Annotated in this window: 20 protein-coding genes and 1 pseudogene; 6 read left to right on the top strand and 15 right to left on the bottom strand. The window is 60.2% G+C overall.

The genetic code is table 11. From position 1 onward, the window contains the following. Positions 1 to 33 precede the first annotated feature (33 nt). From EPK99_RS17165 to EPK99_RS17190, 7 genes and pseudogenes are all read right to left on the bottom strand, one after another. Positions 34 to 1,329, bottom strand: a complete 1,296-nt coding sequence (locus EPK99_RS17165; RefSeq protein ID WP_128444319.1) for a hypothetical protein — start codon at positions 1,327 to 1,329, stop codon at positions 34 to 36. Between the two features lie 165 nt (positions 1,330 to 1,494). After that, a complete protein-coding gene (locus EPK99_RS17170) occupies positions 1,495 to 2,214 on the bottom strand; it encodes an anti-sigma factor (RefSeq protein WP_128444320.1) in 720 nt (239 codons plus the stop codon). 183 nt (positions 2,215 to 2,397) lie between these two features. Then, positions 2,398 to 2,796, bottom strand: coding sequence for a DUF2177 family protein (locus EPK99_RS17175; protein ID WP_425374221.1), 399 nt, complete (start codon positions 2,794 to 2,796; stop codon positions 2,398 to 2,400). Further along, a pseudogene (locus EPK99_RS26095) lies at positions 2,777 to 2,875 on the bottom strand (hypothetical protein); the annotation flags it as partial. The gene EPK99_RS17175 and the pseudogene EPK99_RS26095, both read right to left, overlap by 20 nt. Beyond that, positions 2,838 to 4,100 carry an SAM-dependent methyltransferase gene (locus tag EPK99_RS17180; RefSeq protein WP_128444321.1) on the bottom strand — a complete coding sequence of 421 codons (1,263 nt, stop codon included), beginning with the start codon at positions 4,098 to 4,100 and terminating at the stop codon, positions 2,838 to 2,840. The gene EPK99_RS17180 and the pseudogene EPK99_RS26095, both read right to left, overlap by 38 nt. After that, positions 4,087 to 4,908 (bottom strand): DUF1365 domain-containing protein, encoded by an 822-nt coding sequence (locus EPK99_RS17185; protein ID WP_128444322.1) that lies wholly within the window; start codon positions 4,906 to 4,908, stop codon positions 4,087 to 4,089. The genes EPK99_RS17180 and EPK99_RS17185 overlap by 14 nt, the downstream gene beginning before the upstream one ends. Then, on the bottom strand, positions 4,905 to 6,269 hold the full coding sequence (locus tag EPK99_RS17190) for an NAD(P)/FAD-dependent oxidoreductase (RefSeq protein ID WP_128444323.1): 1,365 nt from the start codon (positions 6,267 to 6,269) through the stop codon (positions 4,905 to 4,907). The genes EPK99_RS17185 and EPK99_RS17190 overlap by 4 nt, the downstream gene beginning before the upstream one ends. Positions 6,270 to 6,449: 180 nt before the next feature. Between EPK99_RS17190 and EPK99_RS17195 the strand changes: the two genes are divergently transcribed. Further along, positions 6,450 to 7,229, top strand: a complete 780-nt coding sequence (locus tag EPK99_RS17195) for a DUF1295 domain-containing protein (protein ID WP_128444324.1) — start codon at positions 6,450 to 6,452, stop codon at positions 7,227 to 7,229. Positions 7,230 to 7,250: 21 nt separating this feature from the next. Here EPK99_RS17195 and EPK99_RS17200 read toward each other — a convergent pair whose 3' ends face one another. Next, complete coding sequence (locus tag EPK99_RS17200) at positions 7,251 to 7,493, bottom strand: hypothetical protein (protein WP_128444325.1); 243 nt, start codon at positions 7,491 to 7,493, stop codon at positions 7,251 to 7,253. Positions 7,494 to 7,733: 240 nt separating this feature from the next. Between EPK99_RS17200 and EPK99_RS25930 the strand changes: the two genes are divergently transcribed. Together EPK99_RS25930 and EPK99_RS17205 are read left to right on the top strand one after the other, a co-directional pair. Next, positions 7,734 to 7,859 (top strand): hypothetical protein, encoded by a 126-nt coding sequence (locus EPK99_RS25930; protein ID WP_281033478.1) that lies wholly within the window; start codon positions 7,734 to 7,736, stop codon positions 7,857 to 7,859. A gap of 110 nt (positions 7,860 to 7,969) precedes the next feature. Further along, on the top strand, positions 7,970 to 8,152 hold the full coding sequence (locus tag EPK99_RS17205) for a hypothetical protein (protein WP_128444326.1): 183 nt from the start codon (positions 7,970 to 7,972) through the stop codon (positions 8,150 to 8,152). Positions 8,153 to 8,192: 40 nt separating this feature from the next. On the opposite strand, the gene EPK99_RS17210 is transcribed toward EPK99_RS17205, so the two are convergent. Continuing rightward, complete coding sequence (locus EPK99_RS17210; protein WP_128444327.1) at positions 8,193 to 8,453, bottom strand: DUF2171 domain-containing protein; 261 nt, start codon at positions 8,451 to 8,453, stop codon at positions 8,193 to 8,195. Between the two features lie 262 nt (positions 8,454 to 8,715). Between EPK99_RS17210 and EPK99_RS17215 the strand changes: the two genes are divergently transcribed. The 3 genes from EPK99_RS17215 to EPK99_RS17225 are packed head-to-tail and all read left to right on the top strand — an operon-like array spanning position 8,716 to position 11,924. Continuing rightward, positions 8,716 to 10,008 (top strand): efflux RND transporter periplasmic adaptor subunit, encoded by a 1,293-nt coding sequence (locus EPK99_RS17215; RefSeq protein ID WP_128444328.1) that lies wholly within the window; start codon positions 8,716 to 8,718, stop codon positions 10,006 to 10,008. Further along, on the top strand, positions 9,986 to 10,729 hold the full coding sequence (locus tag EPK99_RS17220) for an ABC transporter ATP-binding protein (protein WP_128444329.1): 744 nt from the start codon (positions 9,986 to 9,988) through the stop codon (positions 10,727 to 10,729). Before EPK99_RS17215 ends, EPK99_RS17220 begins: the two co-directional genes overlap by 23 nt. Next, entirely contained in the window at positions 10,719 to 11,924 is a 1,206-nt protein-coding gene (locus EPK99_RS17225) for an ABC transporter permease (protein WP_128444330.1), read from the top strand. Before EPK99_RS17220 ends, EPK99_RS17225 begins: the two co-directional genes overlap by 11 nt. A 44-nt stretch (positions 11,925 to 11,968) precedes the next feature. Here the strand turns inward: EPK99_RS17225 and sufA are convergent, their stop codons facing one another. The 6 genes from sufA to sufB all read right to left on the bottom strand — a co-directional run bounded on the left by sufA (position 11,969) and on the right by sufB (position 17,897). Then, positions 11,969 to 12,358 carry a Fe-S cluster assembly scaffold SufA gene (sufA, locus tag EPK99_RS17230; protein WP_128444331.1) on the bottom strand — a complete coding sequence of 130 codons (390 nt, stop codon included), beginning with the start codon at positions 12,356 to 12,358 and terminating at the stop codon, positions 11,969 to 11,971. Positions 12,359 to 12,435: 77 nt separating this feature from the next. After that, entirely contained in the window at positions 12,436 to 12,816 is a 381-nt protein-coding gene (locus EPK99_RS17235) for an SUF system Fe-S cluster assembly protein (protein ID WP_128444332.1), read from the bottom strand. 25 nt (positions 12,817 to 12,841) lie between these two features. After that, positions 12,842 to 14,083: a cysteine desulfurase gene (locus EPK99_RS17240; protein WP_128444333.1), complete on the bottom strand. Its 1,242-nt coding sequence runs from the start codon at positions 14,081 to 14,083 to the stop codon at positions 12,842 to 12,844. Between the two features lie 25 nt (positions 14,084 to 14,108). Further along, positions 14,109 to 15,395: a Fe-S cluster assembly protein SufD gene (sufD, locus tag EPK99_RS17245; RefSeq protein ID WP_128444334.1), complete on the bottom strand. Its 1,287-nt coding sequence runs from the start codon at positions 15,393 to 15,395 to the stop codon at positions 14,109 to 14,111. 18 nt (positions 15,396 to 15,413) lie between these two features. After that, on the bottom strand, positions 15,414 to 16,169 hold the full coding sequence (gene sufC, locus EPK99_RS17250; protein WP_128444335.1) for a Fe-S cluster assembly ATPase SufC: 756 nt from the start codon (positions 16,167 to 16,169) through the stop codon (positions 15,414 to 15,416). A 258-nt stretch (positions 16,170 to 16,427) separates the two neighbouring features. Further along, positions 16,428 to 17,897, bottom strand: coding sequence for a Fe-S cluster assembly protein SufB (gene sufB, locus EPK99_RS17255; protein WP_128444336.1), 1,470 nt, complete (start codon positions 17,895 to 17,897; stop codon positions 16,428 to 16,430). Position 17,898 lies beyond the last annotated feature (1 nt).

Genomic DNA, 17,898 nt, shown 5'->3' on the forward strand with positions numbered 1-17,898 from the left:
ATAGTATCAGGCGGTCATGTTGCGAAAGCCTTTCTAGGCGACCGCCAAATGCGGCAGATCGGCGACCCGCTCGGGCTCTTTCAAGCCAAGAGTTTGGCGCATGAGTTTCTCGTATCCTGCCAGCAGGCGTTCAACGTGAAGGCCCAGCTCCTGAGGCCCGAAACTGAGGTGGCTGACTGTAAAATCGGAGAAAATTCCGACTGGCCGCTTCAAGAACGCAGGAAGATCCAGCGTAAGGGTTCTCTCATCGCTGGCGCGCCCAAAGCTCATATGCTTCAAGTCCTTGCCCAGCCAAGCGATGAAGTTGATAGAGACTCTCGCCCCCGACATTTCGATGACCTGTTTGGGCAAAGGCAATGCCTTGATCGTCTTGCTCAAGAAGAAATCGTGCAGCGCATTTGCTTTCTCGGGGCTCTGCCAGAGGCTGCCGCCGTACTCAGGCGGATATTCAAACTGTCCTAGCTCTCTGGGGATCATTCCCGCCACTTGTTGCCAGTAGGCGCATGCAACATTGTTCACCACATTGGCCGACAGCACCAGATAATGCGGGTTCAAGATCCGGAAATCTATGAAAGCGTTGAGTTTATCCAGGTCCATGTAGACGATGTCGTCATCGCATTTGAGGAATACGGTTTCCGCGTATTCCGCCTGGTGTTTGGCGTAGTAGTCGTACGACCGATAATAGGGCGCCTTTTCTTGAGGTTGCCCGATGTAGCGTCTTACGGAATCCGTGACGTCCAGAATCTCAAGATCTGCTCCGAAGCCTCCACGCACCATGACCGAAGCCTCTTCGGCTATGGTAATTTCCGGCCAGCTGCCTATGAAAACGCCGTTCACGAAAAGGGATGGCACCCCTGATGGATCGAGTTGCAGCAAAATGTCGTTTGCGGATCCATTCGAAAGTACGCCAGGCGTAGGCCTTATCCAATAAGGTTCAAACTCGCGATCGAATGTCTTCAGCCCTTCTCGCGAAAGTTTACGAAGACCACATCCCTGGTTGTCCCAGCCGCCTATTATGAACTCGAAGAAGTTATCCGGGTCTGCCGGGTTGAGCAGAGCGAGATGCAGGTCGCTTCCTATGCTTGCCCGCATCCGGAAGCTTGATGATTTGGAGAGGCTGCCCTTTGGCATATAGGGCACGTCCGCGTGCATATATCGAACAGGCCCGAACTCGTTAGAAACCCAATCATGGTCTTCCGGAGCGCGCGTGAAATCCCAGATGTGCCACTCGTCGATCAGTCCCCGCTCAAGAGCCTTTCTTACGTAACTCGTAAGAATTTCCATCCTCTGTTGGCGCCCAGCAAACGTAACCAGTACGACCGAACCCATTGCACACTCCATTATCCAAGTGAATCGCTATGGACATCTAATGCGACGTAGCTTGTGCTTGGCTGGACGTGTATTGCAGTGTCGGTACAATCTGCCTCGAAATATTTCACGCGTTAAGAGACTTGGAGGGCTTCTTCAGGGAAGATGCGTACAAACAACCCGGAGTTAAAAACCTTGCACCGGGCCGCTGGCAACGACCGGTCCTGTCGGAGCGCCGGTTGGTGAGCCACCCAAAGGCTCGAGGCTCACGGCTAGCGTTCCGCCCAACCTTAATTTGCCCTGCAACTCAACTGGAACGTCGATCTCTCCGTTTGAGCCGCGCCCGAGCATGCCGAGCGATTGCTGCCGTCCGTCGGTAGCGACCAGCCAGAGTTGCAAGGCCTTCTCTTCGGGCAGGCCCGATGCCACCGGCGCCAGACGCAAATGTCCGCTGGAGCGTTCATAGGACGCCAACAGATTGATCTGGCTCCCGGCTGCGGAAAGCTCGGCCAGCCGAGGCGGCTGTCTCTGCGGGGCGGGAGCCGATATGATATTGGGCAGAAGCGCTGCCACCGCGATCGCCACGGCGCCCAGTGCAAGACAGCGCCAGACGGACACTGAATTCCAAAGCCCTTTCAGTTGAAACGGCACTGGTGTCTTCAGCGCCACCGGCTGACGTTCGCGGTGCCGAAGCCTCACCTGGGTCGGAAGGCCTTCGACATGATCATCCTTCAGAGCTGCGATATCGGCCTGCCACCGGTTTACGATGCGGGCAAAGGCACGGTCCGTCACCATGCGTTGCTCGACGCGGCGGCGCGCTTCCAGCGGCAAAACTCCGAGCACGTATTCTCCGGCCAGAATCTCGTCCTGTGCCCGACCGCCCTGATTCTGCTCGCTTGACGTCATCCCGGCATCCGCCTTCCGCAGTTCCCAAGCCCGGCCAAAGCCACCCGACCGGCCCTAAAAAATCATCTCCGCAGATGATTATAACGCAGAGCTTCAGCATAAGCACGTCGAACTGCGGACGCCAGCACCTTGTTCGCAGCAATCGACCGAGCAACGCGTTTGCTGCGACCGATCTGCGCTTGTCTAACGATTGGCTGGGAAAAACCGGCCTGCGACAAGGCTCGCGAGAGCCGCAGCAAAGGCCGAAAGGACTGTTCCCCAGATGAGATCGGTCACAGTCAGATATGCGGACCAGTTTTTCAATGTGGCGTGGTTGGTAAGATCATAGGTTGCATAGGCGGTAAACCCAACCGCAGCACCCTGTATGGCGGAGGTGCGAACAGAGCCGGTGAGAAGCCCTGGCCGCACAGCCAGATAGGTCAGGCCCGCCGCATATCCAAGATAGAAGAGTATAGCGGGGATCATCCGCGGCTGTGCCGCCAGCATGTCGCCCAGAATAGGGCGATAGAGATAATCTGCCGTGGCCGTAAGCCAGACGAAGTCCATGCCTGCAAAAATAACCACGGTCGAAACGTAGGCAATGGCATGAACATGGAGAGGCGGCTGGCGCTGCAGCATCTGGCTCATGCCTTGTCCTCCCTCGCCCGCCCGGCAGACGCATGCTCGATCGTGTAGAAGCCGACATCGATCCGGCCTTCTTCGAAACCGGCCTCGCAATAGGCAAGGTAATAGTTCCAGAGGCGGTGGAACCGCTCGTCGAAACCAAGCGCCGCGACCCGATCCCAGTTTGCGTTGAAGCGAGCCCTCCATTCAGCCAGGGTCAGAGCATAGGACTTGCCGAAGTGCTCGATCTCCACAAGCCTCAGGCCGGATTGCTCAACCTTTGCCTTCAACGCCGCATCAGACGGAAGAAAGCCGCCGGGGAAGATGTATTTTTGGATAAAGTCGGCCTTGCACCGGTAGCGGTCGAAGTGCTGCTTGTTGATCGAGATGATTTGCAGAACGGCCCGGCCTTCCGCCTTCATGCTGCGCTTTAGGGCGGCGAAGTAATCTGGCCAATAGCGCTCGCCGACGGCTTCGAACATCTCGATCGACACGATCCGGTCGAAAGTGCCCTCGATATCGCGATAATCCCGCAGTTCGAGCGAAACGTGTTCGTTGAGCCCGCTTCGCAGCACAAGGTCTTTCGCCCATGCCAATTGGGACGGCGACAGCGTGATTCCCGTGACTTTAGCCCCGGCCCTGCCGGCCAGATCGACCGCCAGCGCTCCCCAGCCACAGCCGATCTCTAGCACGCTTGTGCCCGACGAGAGATCGAGCTTTTCCCTTATGCGGTCGAGCTTCCTCTGCTGCGCCGCTTCCAGCGTCGGTGCATCTTCGTCATACAGCGCCGAAGAATACAGCATGCTCGGATCGAGCCAGGCTGCGTAGAATTCATTGCCGAGATCGTAGTGAGCCTCGATGTTTCTGCGGCTGCCGCGCCGGGTGTTGGCATTCAGGTGATGCCGCAGGCGATTGGCGAGCCGGATGACAGCGTTTCCCTGCGCTGCTCCGGACAGAGCCTCGATATTTCGGGCTGCGAATTTCAGGAGCGACGTCAGATCGGGCGTCGTCCAGTCCTGTTCGATATAGCCTTCCGCAAAACCGATATCGCCTGCAGCAAGGAGACGGCGCAGAAGCCGCCAGCGCTTCACGACAATCGTCGCTTCCGGCCCAGGCCAAGCCCCTGCCTGCTCGATCTGTTCGCCCGACGGCAGGACTATTCTCAAGTGGCCGTATTGGACGTTCCGCAGCCATTTGCGGAACAGCCGCGCCGTCCAGCTTGTTCGTGCAGGTTGTGTGGAGGCGACAAGGCCGAGGCCGGAATATTGATCAGACTGGCTCATGCGCCTCGACCTCCTGTTTGGCTGCAAGTTTCGAGACGATCGAGATCGCCTCGCGGGGCGGCGGCGGGCGTTTGCGCAGGCGAACCCCTTTCGCCCAAATTTTCAGCGCTTCCCAATAGATCCCCGCGACCACCCGAAGCGTCAGGAGCGGGATCATGCAGAATGCCTTGAGAAGCGCTACGTCGCTCAGGTCCTGCCGGCGCGCTAGATGGCGGGCCGTCATCACCAGGCCTTCCCTGTCATGGGTGTCGATGCGGATGGCGAGCCTGTCACCGGGCGGTGAGACCTCGAACTGGTAGCGGAGGTCCAGATCCATGAAGGGCGAGACGTAGAAGTGCTTGTCGCATTGCTGCCGGATCACGGCACCCGGCGCCTGCTCCTCGACAGGAATCATGTAGCTGTGGCGTTCGCCGAAAGTGTTGTCCACTTCCCAGAGTATGGCCCGCAGCTCTCCACCCTTCGCATGGCAGAAGAAGACGCTGAGCGGGTTGAAGGCCCAGCCCAAAAGCCTTGGCATGGTCAGAAGTTGGATCGGCCCACCGTCAGGCTCCACTCCCGCCTGGCGCATGGCGCGCTCTACCTGTCCCTTCAGGTCAACGCCTGTGCGGTCGCCGCGGTCCTTGGCGTGGAAGGAGAACAGGTTGAAACGGTCGATCGAAAACAAGCGCAGCCTGGTGTCGAGCTCCTGGAGTTCGTCCAGGTCGAGCAGCAGCGAATAGATCCGGTAGCCGAGCTTGTGCACCTTCGGCTTGACTCGTGCATGCGTCACATGGCCGACGAACAGTGCGGATTTCAAAGGCGCCTTCATGCGATCTCTGCCAGTTCGACGGGATGGGCAACAGGCCTACGGATGATACGTGCGCTATCGCCTTCGACTACCCATGGACGCCGCAACCCGCCCAGATCTTCGGCCACCGCCAAGCCCGCCTGGATGCCATCCTCATGAAAGCCTGCACCGAAATGCGCGCCGCAGAACCACGTCCTGCGCTCACCCTGCAGAGACCAGATATCCTGCTGTGCTTGTTCGGTCGCCATATCGAAAACGGGATGTTCGTAGACTTCGCGGCGGATCACCGTCTCGGGTCGTGGCTCCCGCTGCGGGTTGAGCGTCACGAAGGTGGGCGGCGCATGCCCCAGCGGCTGGAGCCTGTTCATCCAATAGGTGATCGAAGGCTGGCTTGGCCCCTGCCCTGTCTCGCCCACATAGTTCCAGCTGGACCAGGCTGCCTTGCGCCTCGGCATCAGGCTGGCATCTGAATGCAGTACCGCCTCGTTACGCGAGTAGCGGAAGGCGCCAAGAATGCGCCGCTCTTCATCGCTCGCATCGGGCAGCATCCGCAGCGCCTGATCCGCATGGGTGGCGATCACCACGTCGTCGAAACCATGACGCAGGCCTTGGCCATCGATCACCTCGACACCTGCCGGGCTGCGAATGACAGCCTTGACCGGGGAGGAAAGCCGGATGCGATCGGCAAAGCCTGCTGTGAGGCGATTTACATATTCGCGACTGCCGCCCTTCACGGTGCGCCAGATCGGCCGGTTGCGCAGTTCCAGAAGGCCGTGATTGCAGCAGAACCGCACGAAGCTCGCCGCCGGATAGGAGCCGACTTCCGTGGCAGGTGTCGACCAGATGGCGGCAGCCATGGGGTAGAGGTGATCATTGCAGAAGGCGCCGCTGTACTTGTTGCGCGTCAGATATTCCCCAAGGGAAATGTTGCCCATTGAGCTAAGATCTGCCGGCGCCGACCGATAGAAGCGCAGGAGGTCACGCATCATCGACCAGAAGCGCGGGCTGACGATATTCGCCTTTTGGGCAAACAGCCCGAAAAGACCGCCGCCGCCGGCATATTCGAAGCGGCCGTCATCGAGCGACACCGCAAACGACATGTCGGAAGCAACTGTGGGAACCTGCAGAAGATCGAAGAGCGCAGTCACGTTCGGATAGGTCACCTCGTTATAGACGATGAAGCCTGTATCCACCGATACAAGGCCGTCAGGTGCCTGGAATTCAACGGTATTGCTGTGCCCGCCGATACGATCGGCGGCTTCGAAAACGGTGACGTCGTGGCGCTGGGACAGCAACCAGGCGGCAGAGAGGCCGGATATGCCGCTGCCCACAATCGCAATGCGGCGACGGTGTTCACTCGCGTTGCGTTCGTAATAGCCCATGCCGTCACCTGCCTTCCGCTACGGCCCTTTGCCGTCCTCGACATCTGCTACGACTGATTCCGGGAAGCAGTTCTCCGATCTGCGTTTTTTTCGTATTCTTTTTCTCGGCAATGAGAACCGTTTGAGTGCGTCGGGCGTAAAACCTGCCAAAGACTACGGCAACTCAGCGCGGGTAAGACGATGGATCACCGAGTTCTTCTATGGTTGGCGATTGGCCTCTCCATCAGCATGTCCTTTGCTTGGGCCGTGCAACGAAGAACCGGGTCGAGCGGCTGGATCGACACAATCTGGTCGTTCAGCGTCGGTGCGGCGGGCATTGCGTCTGCCTTGATTGTTGAGGGCGTATTGGAACGTCGGATCGCGGTTCTCGTCGTGATTGGCCTCTGGGCGGTCCGGCTCGGGACGCATATCGGCTGGCGGACCAAGGGCGGCGGCGAGGATCCACGCTATGCCAGGTTCATAGAGGACTGGGGTGCTTCCGCATCGCGGCGCCTCTTCTGGTTCCTGCAGATCCAGGCCGCCGCCGCCTTCATTCTGATTCTCGCGGTCTACCTGGCAGCGGCCAATCCGTCTCCGTTCCCCCACCTGATCGATCTGCTTGCGCTGTTGGTCGCGGTGACGGCCCTGACCGGCGAGGCCTTGTCGGACCACCAGCTTGCGCGGTTCAGGCGCAGCCCTCAGGCAAAGACGGAGGTCTGCGAGACGGGGCTATGGGCCTATTCGCGGCACCCCAACTATTTCTTCGAATGGCTTGGCTGGTGCGCCTGGCCGCTGCTTGCCATCACGGCCAGCCCCTGGACTTGGCTATCCCTTCTCGCCCCCGCCCTCATGTACTGGCTGCTCGTTTACGTGTCGGGCATTCCGCCTCTGGAAGAGCACATGCTGCGATCCCGCGGCCATAAGTTCGAGGCCTTGCAGAAGCGCGTCAACGCTTTTTTCCCCGGTCCCCGCAGGCGGTGAACGCGTCCGAACAGCCGCGCCTCAGTTGAAGTCGCCAATCAAGCCGCGCTGGAACAGGATGATGGGTTCGCCCATCTCGCCAACCGCAGGCTGAACATCCCGGCGCCAGGCCACGGCACCCGCGTGGACTTCGGCAAGCTTGTCAGCTGCATCGATCGCCTCCGCCGCGCTGGCGGCCTGAAGCGGTTCGAAGGCGGGAATGGCATCGCCACGGGCGTTTCTGTCGAAGGCGAGAAACATCAGAATTGCGTTAGTACCGGGCATTAAAAACCTCTTGCGCTGGACCCTATAGGTAATGCCGAAATGGGGAATGCCACAGAACCGACAAGGGTTCACGTCTCATTGTGCCGCGATCAGTCACGCCACTGTGAAACGACGCGATCTGGCGCAGCAAGAAAACCCACACCATCTCATTGAGGACTGACAGACGAGAATAACCCTGTGCTTTAAATTTTGGGAACTGCGCTGGGCCGAGGCCGTTGTGTTGGCCGAAGGAGATCATTTATGCGTATTATTTTCGTAGTTCTTATAGGATCGGTGCTCAGTATTGCAGCGTTCAAGTATTGGGATAAGGGCATGAACGGCGACGAGATCCTCGCTTCGCCCGCACAGCTTTCCGCTCAAAAATAATTTGGCCAAGACCGGAAGGTCTTCGCGTCAGCGTGCTCATGGCATTGAATGCTTTGCGAGGAACGTTTTCTTCTTACAGAAGTTTTACGCTCATCAAAGGAGCAACTGCCATGATTGCTAGAAATCTTCTGATTGCAGTAATGTCGGCCATCGTTGGTGGCGTCGTCACCATGTATGTTCTTCAGCCTACCGACAGCGCCACTGCCGCGTCGAAGTCCGATCGCCTGAGCGGGCCACCGACCGAAACCGCGTTCCTCCCGGAACGCTCCGGCGTCCCCGGTTCAACGCACTAGACGCCAAAAAAAATGGGCGCCTGCGGGGCGCCCATTTTCGTTAGTGGACGGGCTTGCCGTCTGCTTCCTCCTCGAAGGAAACGGCGACGTCGCCGTTGGCAGATAGCCGTACGCGATCACCTTCGACTTCAGCGACGAGCTCGATCGCGATGTAGTGGTGATGGCCTTCATGTCCACCGCCGACACTGTCCCGCTTGGTGAGCTTGATGCGGTCGCCTTCCACATGGTCCACCGTCCCGACATGTACGCCGTCCGCGCCGATGATTTCAGCATGTTCTTTGATTGTCGATACATCGATCATTGGGAAACTCCTGTTGTTTGCAGGACGATAACGCGTGAAACATCATTTCGATGCAGTGGCCTGGCAGCTTTATCCACTCTGCAATCTTCGCCGATCCGGTCGGCATGCGGTTACCTTACCGACAATTAAGTTTGTCTTCGGGGGCTTTCATGTCATTGCAACCTGGACGGCATCAACGCCATGCTCGTGGCAAGTTAGCCGGTCAAGGTTGGCAGTCTGCAGCGAAGTCCTGCACGCAAAATATCCGAACAGAGGCTAAGATTTGAACGTCCAGACCAATCCCGATCCCGCGACCAAGGCAAACACACCCGATCTCGCTGCCATCCTCGCCCAATCCGGCAAGCACCGGAAAAGCCGGCGGGTGATCTGGCCCTTGGTCATCGTGGCTCTTCTGGCGGCGGCCATCGGTGGCTACAGCTACCTCAACCAAGGCGGGCCGCAATACTCCTATACCACTGCCCCGGCAAAGCGCGGCGACCTGTCTGTCATCGTCACCGCAACGGGGTCGGTCCAGCCGACCGACCAGGTGGATATATCAAGCGAGCTCTCAGGTACGGTGCGGCGGGTCAATGTCACCTACAACAGTGCCGTCAAGAAGGGCGACATCCTTGCCGAGCTCGACACCAACAAGCAGGAGGCGGACGTACAAAGCGCGAGAGCCGAGCTTGCCTCCGCCAAAGCAAATGTGTTGAAAGCGGAGGCGGAAGCCCAATCTGCGCGGATTTCCCTCGACCGCTTGACCGGCTTGGTCAGCAACAGGATTTCCAGCCAGAAAGAACTCGACGCGGCTCAGTACACCTATGAATCGGCCATGGCCTCAAAGGATGTCAACGCGGCTTCGGTTCTTTCGGCCGAAGCCAGTTTGCGGCTCGCCGAAGTCAACCTTTCCAAGCTTACCATCGTCTCGCCGATCGACGGCATCGTGCTGACACGCGATGTGGATCCCGGTGCGACGGTTGCGTCCTCGCTCAACGCGCCCGTGCTCTTCACCATTGCCGGTGATCTGCGGCGCATGGAGCTTCAGGTTGCGGTGGACGAAGCCGACGTCGGTCAGGTGCGCGAGGGCCAGCCGGCGCGGTTCTCGGTCGATGCCTATCCGGACCGGAACTTCCCTGCGGCCATTCAGGCGGTGCGCTTTGCCTCCGAGACTGTCTCCAATGTCGTCACGTACAAGGCCATCCTGACAGTGGACAATCAGGATCTGCTGCTGCGTCCGGGTATGACCGCCACCGCCGACATCACCGTGCAGGCGGTGCATGACGCCATTCTCCTGCCCAATGCCACGCTTCGTTATTCTCCGCCGGCGACGACCCGGGCCCGCGGCGGCAGCATGCTCAGCCGGCTCTTCGCCCCTCCTCGCCCTCGTGGCAACGGTGCTCCCCGCGAGGAGAAGGGCAGTGCCACCGAACGGTCCGTATGGGTGCTGCGCGGCGGCAATCCGCAACGCGTCACGGTAGAGACGGGTCCGACAGACGGCCAGTTCACGGTGCTGAAGGCCGGCGACCTCAAGGAGGGCGACCAGCTGATCACCGATGCCGTCGCCCGCAATTCATAGGGGCGAACCAGTGCCGCCGCTCATCTCCTTTGACAAGGTATCGAAATACTACGGTCGCGGCGAAGCGACGATCCGTGCGCTCGATCAGGTTGATTTCGCCATATCGGCCGGCGAATTCGTCGCGATCATGGGGCCGTCCGGCTCGGGGAAATCGACAGCGATGAACATCATCGGCGGCCTGGATGTCCCCTCCTCCGGCGACTACCTGTTCCAAGGCGTTCCGACCAGTGGCTTCAACCGCGCGCAGCTGACGCTGCTGCGACGCCACATGCTCGGCTTCGTCTTCCAGGGCTTCAACCTGCTTGCGCGGACTTCGGCGGTCGAAAACGTGGAACTGCCGCTGGTCTATCGCGGCATGGACCCGCGTGAGCGGCGTCGGCGAGCGCTTGCCGCATTGGAGCAGGTGGGACTTGGCGGCCGGGCAGATCATACGACACAGGAGCTCTCGGGCGGCCAACAGCAACGCGTCGCCATCGCCCGCGCCATCGTCACCGATCCTGCCGTTCTCCTTGCCGACGAGCCGACCGGCAACCTGGACACCAAGACAAGCAACGAGATCATGGATCTCATTACGCGGCTGAACCGCGACAATGGCATCACCGTCATCATGGTCACCCATGAGGAAGACATCGCCGCCTACGGACGGCGGCTGCTCCGCTTCGTGGATGGCCACCTCGTCTCGGACGAGCACCGGGCAAGGGAGATGGATCATGCTGTATGAGGGAACGAAGCTCGCCTGGCGCGCCATAAGCCGCAACATGCTGCGCTCCTTTCTGACCGTGCTTGGAGTGGTTATCGGCGTTGCCGCCGTCATCGCCATGGTGACGATCGGCAATGGCACTACCGCCCAGGTGAAGAGCGAGCTTTCGCGACTCGGGACCAACACGCTGTTCGTCCGCCCCGGTCAATGGGGTCCCGGCCGCGCCAGCACCGAGGCAAAGCGCTTCACGGACAAGGACGTGCTGGCAATGCAGGACCAGGTGAGCGGTCTGCGGGCCGTCGCTCCGATCAACCGCGGCACCGCAACGGTGATCGCCGGCGGCGCCAACCACTCCACCAGCGTCATCGGCACCAACAATGACTACCTCATCGCGCAAGACTGGGATCTGTCCATCGGCCGTCAGTTTTTGCCCAATGAAGATCGCGGCAGTCAGGCGGCCTGCATCATCGGTCAGACGGTGCGCAAGGAACTGTTCGGCTCCGCCGATCCGGTCGGCCAGAACATCCGCGTCAGCAATGTCGCTTGCCCCGTCGTCGGCGTGCTTGCGGCCAAGGGACAGTCGGGTATGGGTGACGACCAGGACGACACGGTGATCATGCCGCTCAAGCTGCACCAGCGGCGGATCGGTGGGACGACGACGATCAGCAGCATCATCCTGTCGGCGCAGGACGGTGTTTCGACGGCGAAGGTTCAATCCGACGTGGAGGGCCTGTTACGTGAGCGCCGCAAGATCGCGCTCGGACGTGAAGACGACTTCTCGGTCAACGACATGTCGCAGATCGCCGCCGCCATGACTGGCACGACCATGCTGCTGACAGGCCTGCTCGGCGCTGTTGCGGCGGTCAGCCTGCTCGTCGGCGGGATCGGCATCATGAACATCATGCTCGTCTCCGTCACCGAGCGCACGCGCGAAATCGGCATACGGCTTGCCATCGGCGCGCTGGAAAACCAGGTGCTAACGCAGTTTCTGGTGGAGGCGGTGATGCTGTCGATCTTCGGAGGGGTAACAGGCATTCTGGCCGGGCTGGCGCTCGCCTACGGCGTCGTCACTCTCCTCGGCGTGCCCTTTGCCGCAAGCCCGACGATCATCCTGGTCGCCTTCGCGTTTTCGGCTGCGATCGGCATGGTGTTCGGCTATTTCCCCGCCCGCCGCGCCGCCCAACTCAACCCGATCGAGGCGCTGCGGCACGAATGAAAAAAGGGCCTTCGAGGCCCTTTTAATTGTAAGACAAACCAGGATCAGGCGTGGACCTGCGCCTCGCGCTGTTGCGCAAGCGCCGCAAGATCGGCGGGCTTCAGCTCGACCGATTCCCCGCATCCACAGGCGGATGTCTGATTCGGGTTCACGAAGATGAAGCCGGAGCGCATCTTGGTCGTCTCGAAATCCATCTGGGTTCCAAGGAGGTAGAGCACCGCGGACGGCTCGATCCAGACCTTAGCGCCATCACGCTCAACAAGGTCGTCCTTGGCATTGGGTTCGGTCACCAGATCGACCGTATATTCCATGCCGGCGCAACCGCCCTTTTTGATCCCAACGCGGATACCCTTGGCATCGGGACCGGAATTGCCGACGATCTGCTTGACGCGCTCGGCGGCGCCTTCGGTCATCGTCATCACTGCAAAGCCCATGGGCTCATTCTCCTTCCACGACCGGGTTCAAGGCCCGGCGCTTCATGATCTCAATGTAAGGCCTGTCCGTAAACGGATCAATACCAACCAACCGCCACCTGGGCCTCTTCTGACATGCGCTCCGGCGTCCACGGCGGATCGAAGGTCATCTCCACTTCCACGCCGGACACGCCCTCGACGGCGCTGACGGCGTTTTCGACCCAGGCCGGCATTTCGCCGGCAACAGGGCATCCGGGTGCGGTGAGCGTCATCATGATCTTGACCATCCGGTCGTCCTCGATATCGACCTTGTAGATAAGGCCAAGCTCGAAGATGTCGGCTGGGATTTCCGGGTCGTAGACGGTCTTCAGCGCCGAGACGATGTCGTCGCTCAGCCGGGCCAGTTCATCGGCCGGGATTGCAGACTGGATGATGCCTTCGCGGGCATCCCACTTGGGTATCGTTTCGTCGATGGCCATGGCGGGCTCCCCGGACGTTATGAGGTCAGGCAAAGAAGTTACGCGCGTAGTCGAGCGCATCGGCCAGCGCATCCACTTCGGCACGGGTATTGTACATGCCGAACGATGCCCGGCATGTGGAGGTCACGCCGAAGCGTTTCAAGAGCGGCATGGCGCAATGGGTACCTGCCCGCACCGCCACGCCCTTGCGGTCGATCACCATCGACACGTCATGGGCATGGATACCGGCAAGCTCGAAGGAGAAGATCGCCCCCTTGCCCGGCGCATTGCCGATGATGCGCAGAGAGTTGATCGCCTGCAGGCGTTGCGTGGCATAGTCCGCCAGATCCGCCTCGTGACGGGCGATAGCGTCGCGGCCGACCTTGTCCATATAGTCGAGCGCGTAGCCGAGGCCGATCGCCTGCACGATGGGCGGTGTGCCCGCCTCAAATCGGTGCGGCGGATCGTTGTAGCTCACCACGTCCTCGCCGACCTCGATGATCATCTCGCCACCGCCCTGGAAGGGCCGCATCTGCTTCAGCCGATCCGACTTGCCATAAAGCACGCCGATGCCCGAAGGCCCGTAGAGCTTGTGGCCAGTCATCACGTACCAGTCGCAGTCAAGGTCGCGCACATCCACGGGCAGGTGAACCGCCCCCTGGCTGCCATCGACCAGAACGGGAATGCCGCGCGCATGGGCGATCCGGCAGACTTCCTTGATCGGTACGATCGTGCCGAGAGCGTTCGACATATGCGTAATCGCAACCAGCTTGGTCTTTTCCGTCAGGGATTTCTCGAAATCCTCCAGATGAAAAGCGCCTTCGTCATCCACCGGCACCCAGACCAGCTTGGCGCCCTGCCGCTCGCGAATGAAGTGCCACGGAACGATATTGGAGTGATGCTCCATGATCGTCAGGACGATCTCGTCGCCCTCGCCGATATTCGGCATGCCCCAGCCATAGGCGACGGTATTGATCGCCTCGGTGGAATTCTTGGTGAAGACGATTTCATCCACCGAGCCGGCATTGAGGAAGCGTCGCACCTTCTCGCGCGCCGCCTCGTAAGCCTCGGTCGCCGTGTTCGACAGATAGTGCAAGCCGCGGTGGACATTTGCATATTCGCTGGAATAGGCATGACTGATCGCGTCGATCACCGACTGCGGTTTTTGGGCGCTGGCGCCATTGTCCAGATAAACCAGCGGCTTGCCGTGCACCATGGTCGACAGGATGGGGAAATCCCGTCTTATAGCGTCGACGTCATAGGCCGTGGTCGGCATATTCTGGTCCATGTCAGGCTCCTTGGCGCCTTTGCCGTCACGCGTGCTTTTCAAGCCAGGCCGAAACGATGTCTTCGAGCGCCTCAACCAGCTTTTCTTCTTCGAGTTCCTCGACGATCTCGGCCACGAAGGCATTGACCAGCATGGCCCGCGCCTTGTTTTCCGGAACGCCTCTGGCCATCAGGTAGAAGAGATGGGTCTTGCTGATGTCCGTCACCGTCGCGCCGTGTCCACAGATGACGTCGTCGGCAAAAATCTCGAGCTCTGGCTTGGCCGCGAAATCGGCTTCATCAGACAGGAGAAGCGTGTTGCAGGCCATCTTGGCATCGGTCTTCTGAGCGTCCGGAGCGACCCGGATCATGCCCTGGAAGACGCCGCTGGCGCGGTCGAAGACCACGTTGCGGAAGGTCTCGGTCGAGTTGGTGTGCGGCACATTATGCCCCAGCACCAGCGTCACGTCCGTATGGCTTTCGCCACCCAGAAGGTTGACGCCGCGCAGTGTCAGTTCGGCGCCCTCACCGACAACCTCGATGCGCAGTTCCTGTCGCACCAGCTTGCCGCCGGCATTGATGACGAACAGCCGGAGCTTGGCGTCCTTGCCCAGCTTCACCCGGATCTGGCCGAGATGCGTGTCGGCCAGGCCCTGCTGCTGAAGGATGATCCAGGTGATCTCAGCGCCTTCTTCCAGCACGATGTCACTGATCGAGGACACCAGTGCAGCATCCTCCGTCACCGCCTGGTGACGCTCGATCACGGTCGCCTTGGAGCCTTCCCCGAAGGAGACAGGGAAGCGCGTATGGATCTGACCGCCCGCATGGCGGGCCTGCAGCTCGATGGGTGCGGCGATCTCCGCCTGAGCCGGAAAATTCAGGACATAGCCATCGCGGACGAAGCTTCCGTTGATCCGTCCGATCGCGTCGTCCTTGTCGAGCGCCGTCAATCCTGCTGCAGCCGTTCCGTCGACCAGCCGATCCTTGAGCGATGCGATATCCACGCCATCCACGGCAGCACGGCTGTCGGCCACGCCCTGCAGCACGGAAAGCACGGTTGCGCCATCGACAAGCGGGGCAACAGCTTCGGTTGCGGCAGTCGCCTGGGCTTCCGGGATGGCGCGCAGCAGATTCTTCAAGTCTGTATAATGCCAGGCCTCGATCCGGCGGGTCGGAAGGCCTGACTTCTTCAGGTCGTCCAGGAGCCGGTCGCGGGTGCCGATCACGGCTCCATTGCCCGGCAGTTCGCCGATCTGCGCGCTGAACGCCTCGACCAGTGCGGTCTCGGCAGCCGTCAAACGGGCGGCGGGTGGGTTTGTCGTCAGCATGTTCATCACAGCCTCTCTACGCTCTCAGGCGGCCTGTCCGATGATGTCGGCATAGCCATTGGCTTCGAGCTCATGCGCCAAGGCCTTGTCGCCGGAGCGAATGATCTGGCCCTTGTAGAGAACGTGCACCGTGTCGGGGATGATGTAGTCGAGCAGGCGCTGGTAATGGGTGATGACGATGGTCGCGCGGTCAGGCGACTTCAGCGCGTTGACGCCGTCGGCGACGATCTTCAGCGCGTCGATGTCGAGGCCCGAATCGGTTTCGTCCAGAACGCAGAGGCTCGGCTCCAGAAGCGCCATCTGCAGGATCTCGGCGCGCTTCTTCTCGCCGCCGGAGAAACCGACATTCAGCGGACGGCGCAGCATGGCCTGGTCGATCTGCAGCTTCGCGGCCGCTTCCTTGACGCGCCGAATGAAGTCCGGCGTCGTCAGCTCCTCCTCGCCACGCGCCTTGCGCTGCTCGTTCATGGCAACCTTCAGGAACTGCATGGTCGCAACGCCCGGTATTTCGACCGGATACTGGAAGGCGAGGAAGATGCCCTTCGAGGCCCGCTCAGCCGGGTTCAACTCAAGAATGCTTTCGCCATTTAGGAGGATCTCGCCTTCCGTCACTTCGTAATCGTCCCGGCCGGACAGGATGTAGGACAGGGTCGACTTGCCGGAGCCGTTCGGCCCCATGATGGCGGCGACTTCGCCGGCCCTGACGGTCAGGTTCAGGCCGCGGATGATCTCGGTGCCGTCTTCGGCGATGCGGGCATGCAGGTTGCGGATTTCAAGCATTTCGTTTTCCTATTCGTCGAGCGGGTTCAAGGCCCGCCTAGTAGATCTTAAGACCCGTGAACTCAGCTTCCTGGCCGTCATCCTCGGGCTTGTCCCGAGGATCTACTGCCGTTCATTCGTACCTCGAATTCCTATGCGGCACATAAGGATTCTCGGACATCATGTAGACGAAGCCAACCATTTCTGACCCTCAGTAGATCCTCGGGACAAGCCCGAGGATGACGACAGAGAGATCAGAAAGCGGTCTCCCACCAGCCATCACCCAACGCTCCCTTCGAGCGAGATGCCGATCAGCTTCTGCGCTTCCACCGCGAACTCCATCGGCAGTTCCTGGATAACGTCCTTGACGAAGCCGTTGACGATGAGCGCAATGGCTTCCTCTTCCGGAATGCCGCGCTGCATGGCGTAGAACTTCTGGTCCTCGGAAATCTTCGAGGTGGTGGCCTCGTGCTCGATCTGCGCCGAAGCGTTCTTGACGTCGATATAGGGAACCGTATGGGCGCCGCACCGGTCGCCAATCAGAAGACTGTCGCAATTGGTAAAGTTGCGTGCATTTTCAGCCCGGCGATGGATCGAGACCTGGCCGCGATAGGTGTTGTTGGACTTGCCGGCGGAAATGCCCTTTGAGATGATGCGGCTCGACGTGTTCTTGCCGAGATGGATCATCTTCGTGCCGCTGTCGATCTGCTGGTGGCCGTTGGAGACGGCGATCGAGTAGAATTCGCCGCGGCTTTCGTCGCCGCGCAGGATGCAGCTCGGATATTTCCAGGTGATCGCCGACCCCGTCTCGACCTGCGTCCAGGAAATCTTGGAACGATGGCCACGGCAATCGCCGCGTTTGGTAACGAAGTTGTAGATGCCGCCCTTGCCCTGGGCATCGCCGGGATACCAGTTCTGGACCGTCGAATACTTGATCTCGGCGTCGTCCAGGGCAACGAGTTCGACCACGGCTGCATGCAGCTGGTTTTCGTCGCGCTGCGGTGCCGTGCAGCCTTCGAGATAGGATACGTAAGCCCCTTCCTCGGCAATGATCAGCGTGCGCTCAAACTGGCCGGTGTTCTTTTCGTTGATGCGGAAATAGGTGGAAAGCTCCATCGGGCACCGCACGCCCTTCGGCACGAAGACGAAGGAGCCATCGGTGAAGACCGCCGCGTTCAACGTCGCGTAGTAGTTGTCGGTCGTCGATACGACCGAGCCGAGATACTGCTTGATCAGGTCGGGATGCTCGCGAATGGCCTCCGAGATCGACATGAAGATCACGCCGGCCTTCTGAAGCTCCTTCTTGAAAGTCGTGACGACCGAGACGGAGTCGAAGACGGCGTCTACCGCCACCCGCGACGTCTTCACGCCGGCGAGGATCTCCTGCTCACGCAGGGGGATGCCGAGCTTTTCATAGACCCTCAGCAATTCCGGATCGACGTCCTCGATCGAGGTCGGGCCGGACGTGCCCTTTGGGGCTGCGTAGTAATAGAGGTCGTTGAAGTCGATCTTGGGGTACTCGACCCGTGCCCAGGTCGGCTCTTCCATCGTCAGCCAGCGGCGATAGGCATCGAGACGCCACTCCAGCATCCATTCCGGCTCCTGCTTCTTGGCCGAAATGAAGCGAATTATGTCTTCCGAAAGTCCCTTGGGCGCCTTGTCCACTTCGATCACAGTCTCGAAGCCGTATTTATATTGATCGATATCGATCCTCCGGACCTGATCGACTGTTTCCTGGACAGCAGGCATG

Origin of the sequence: Neorhizobium lilium, from assembly GCF_004053875.1 — a bacterium.
Lineage (GTDB): Bacteria > Pseudomonadota > Alphaproteobacteria > Rhizobiales > Rhizobiaceae > Neorhizobium > Neorhizobium lilii.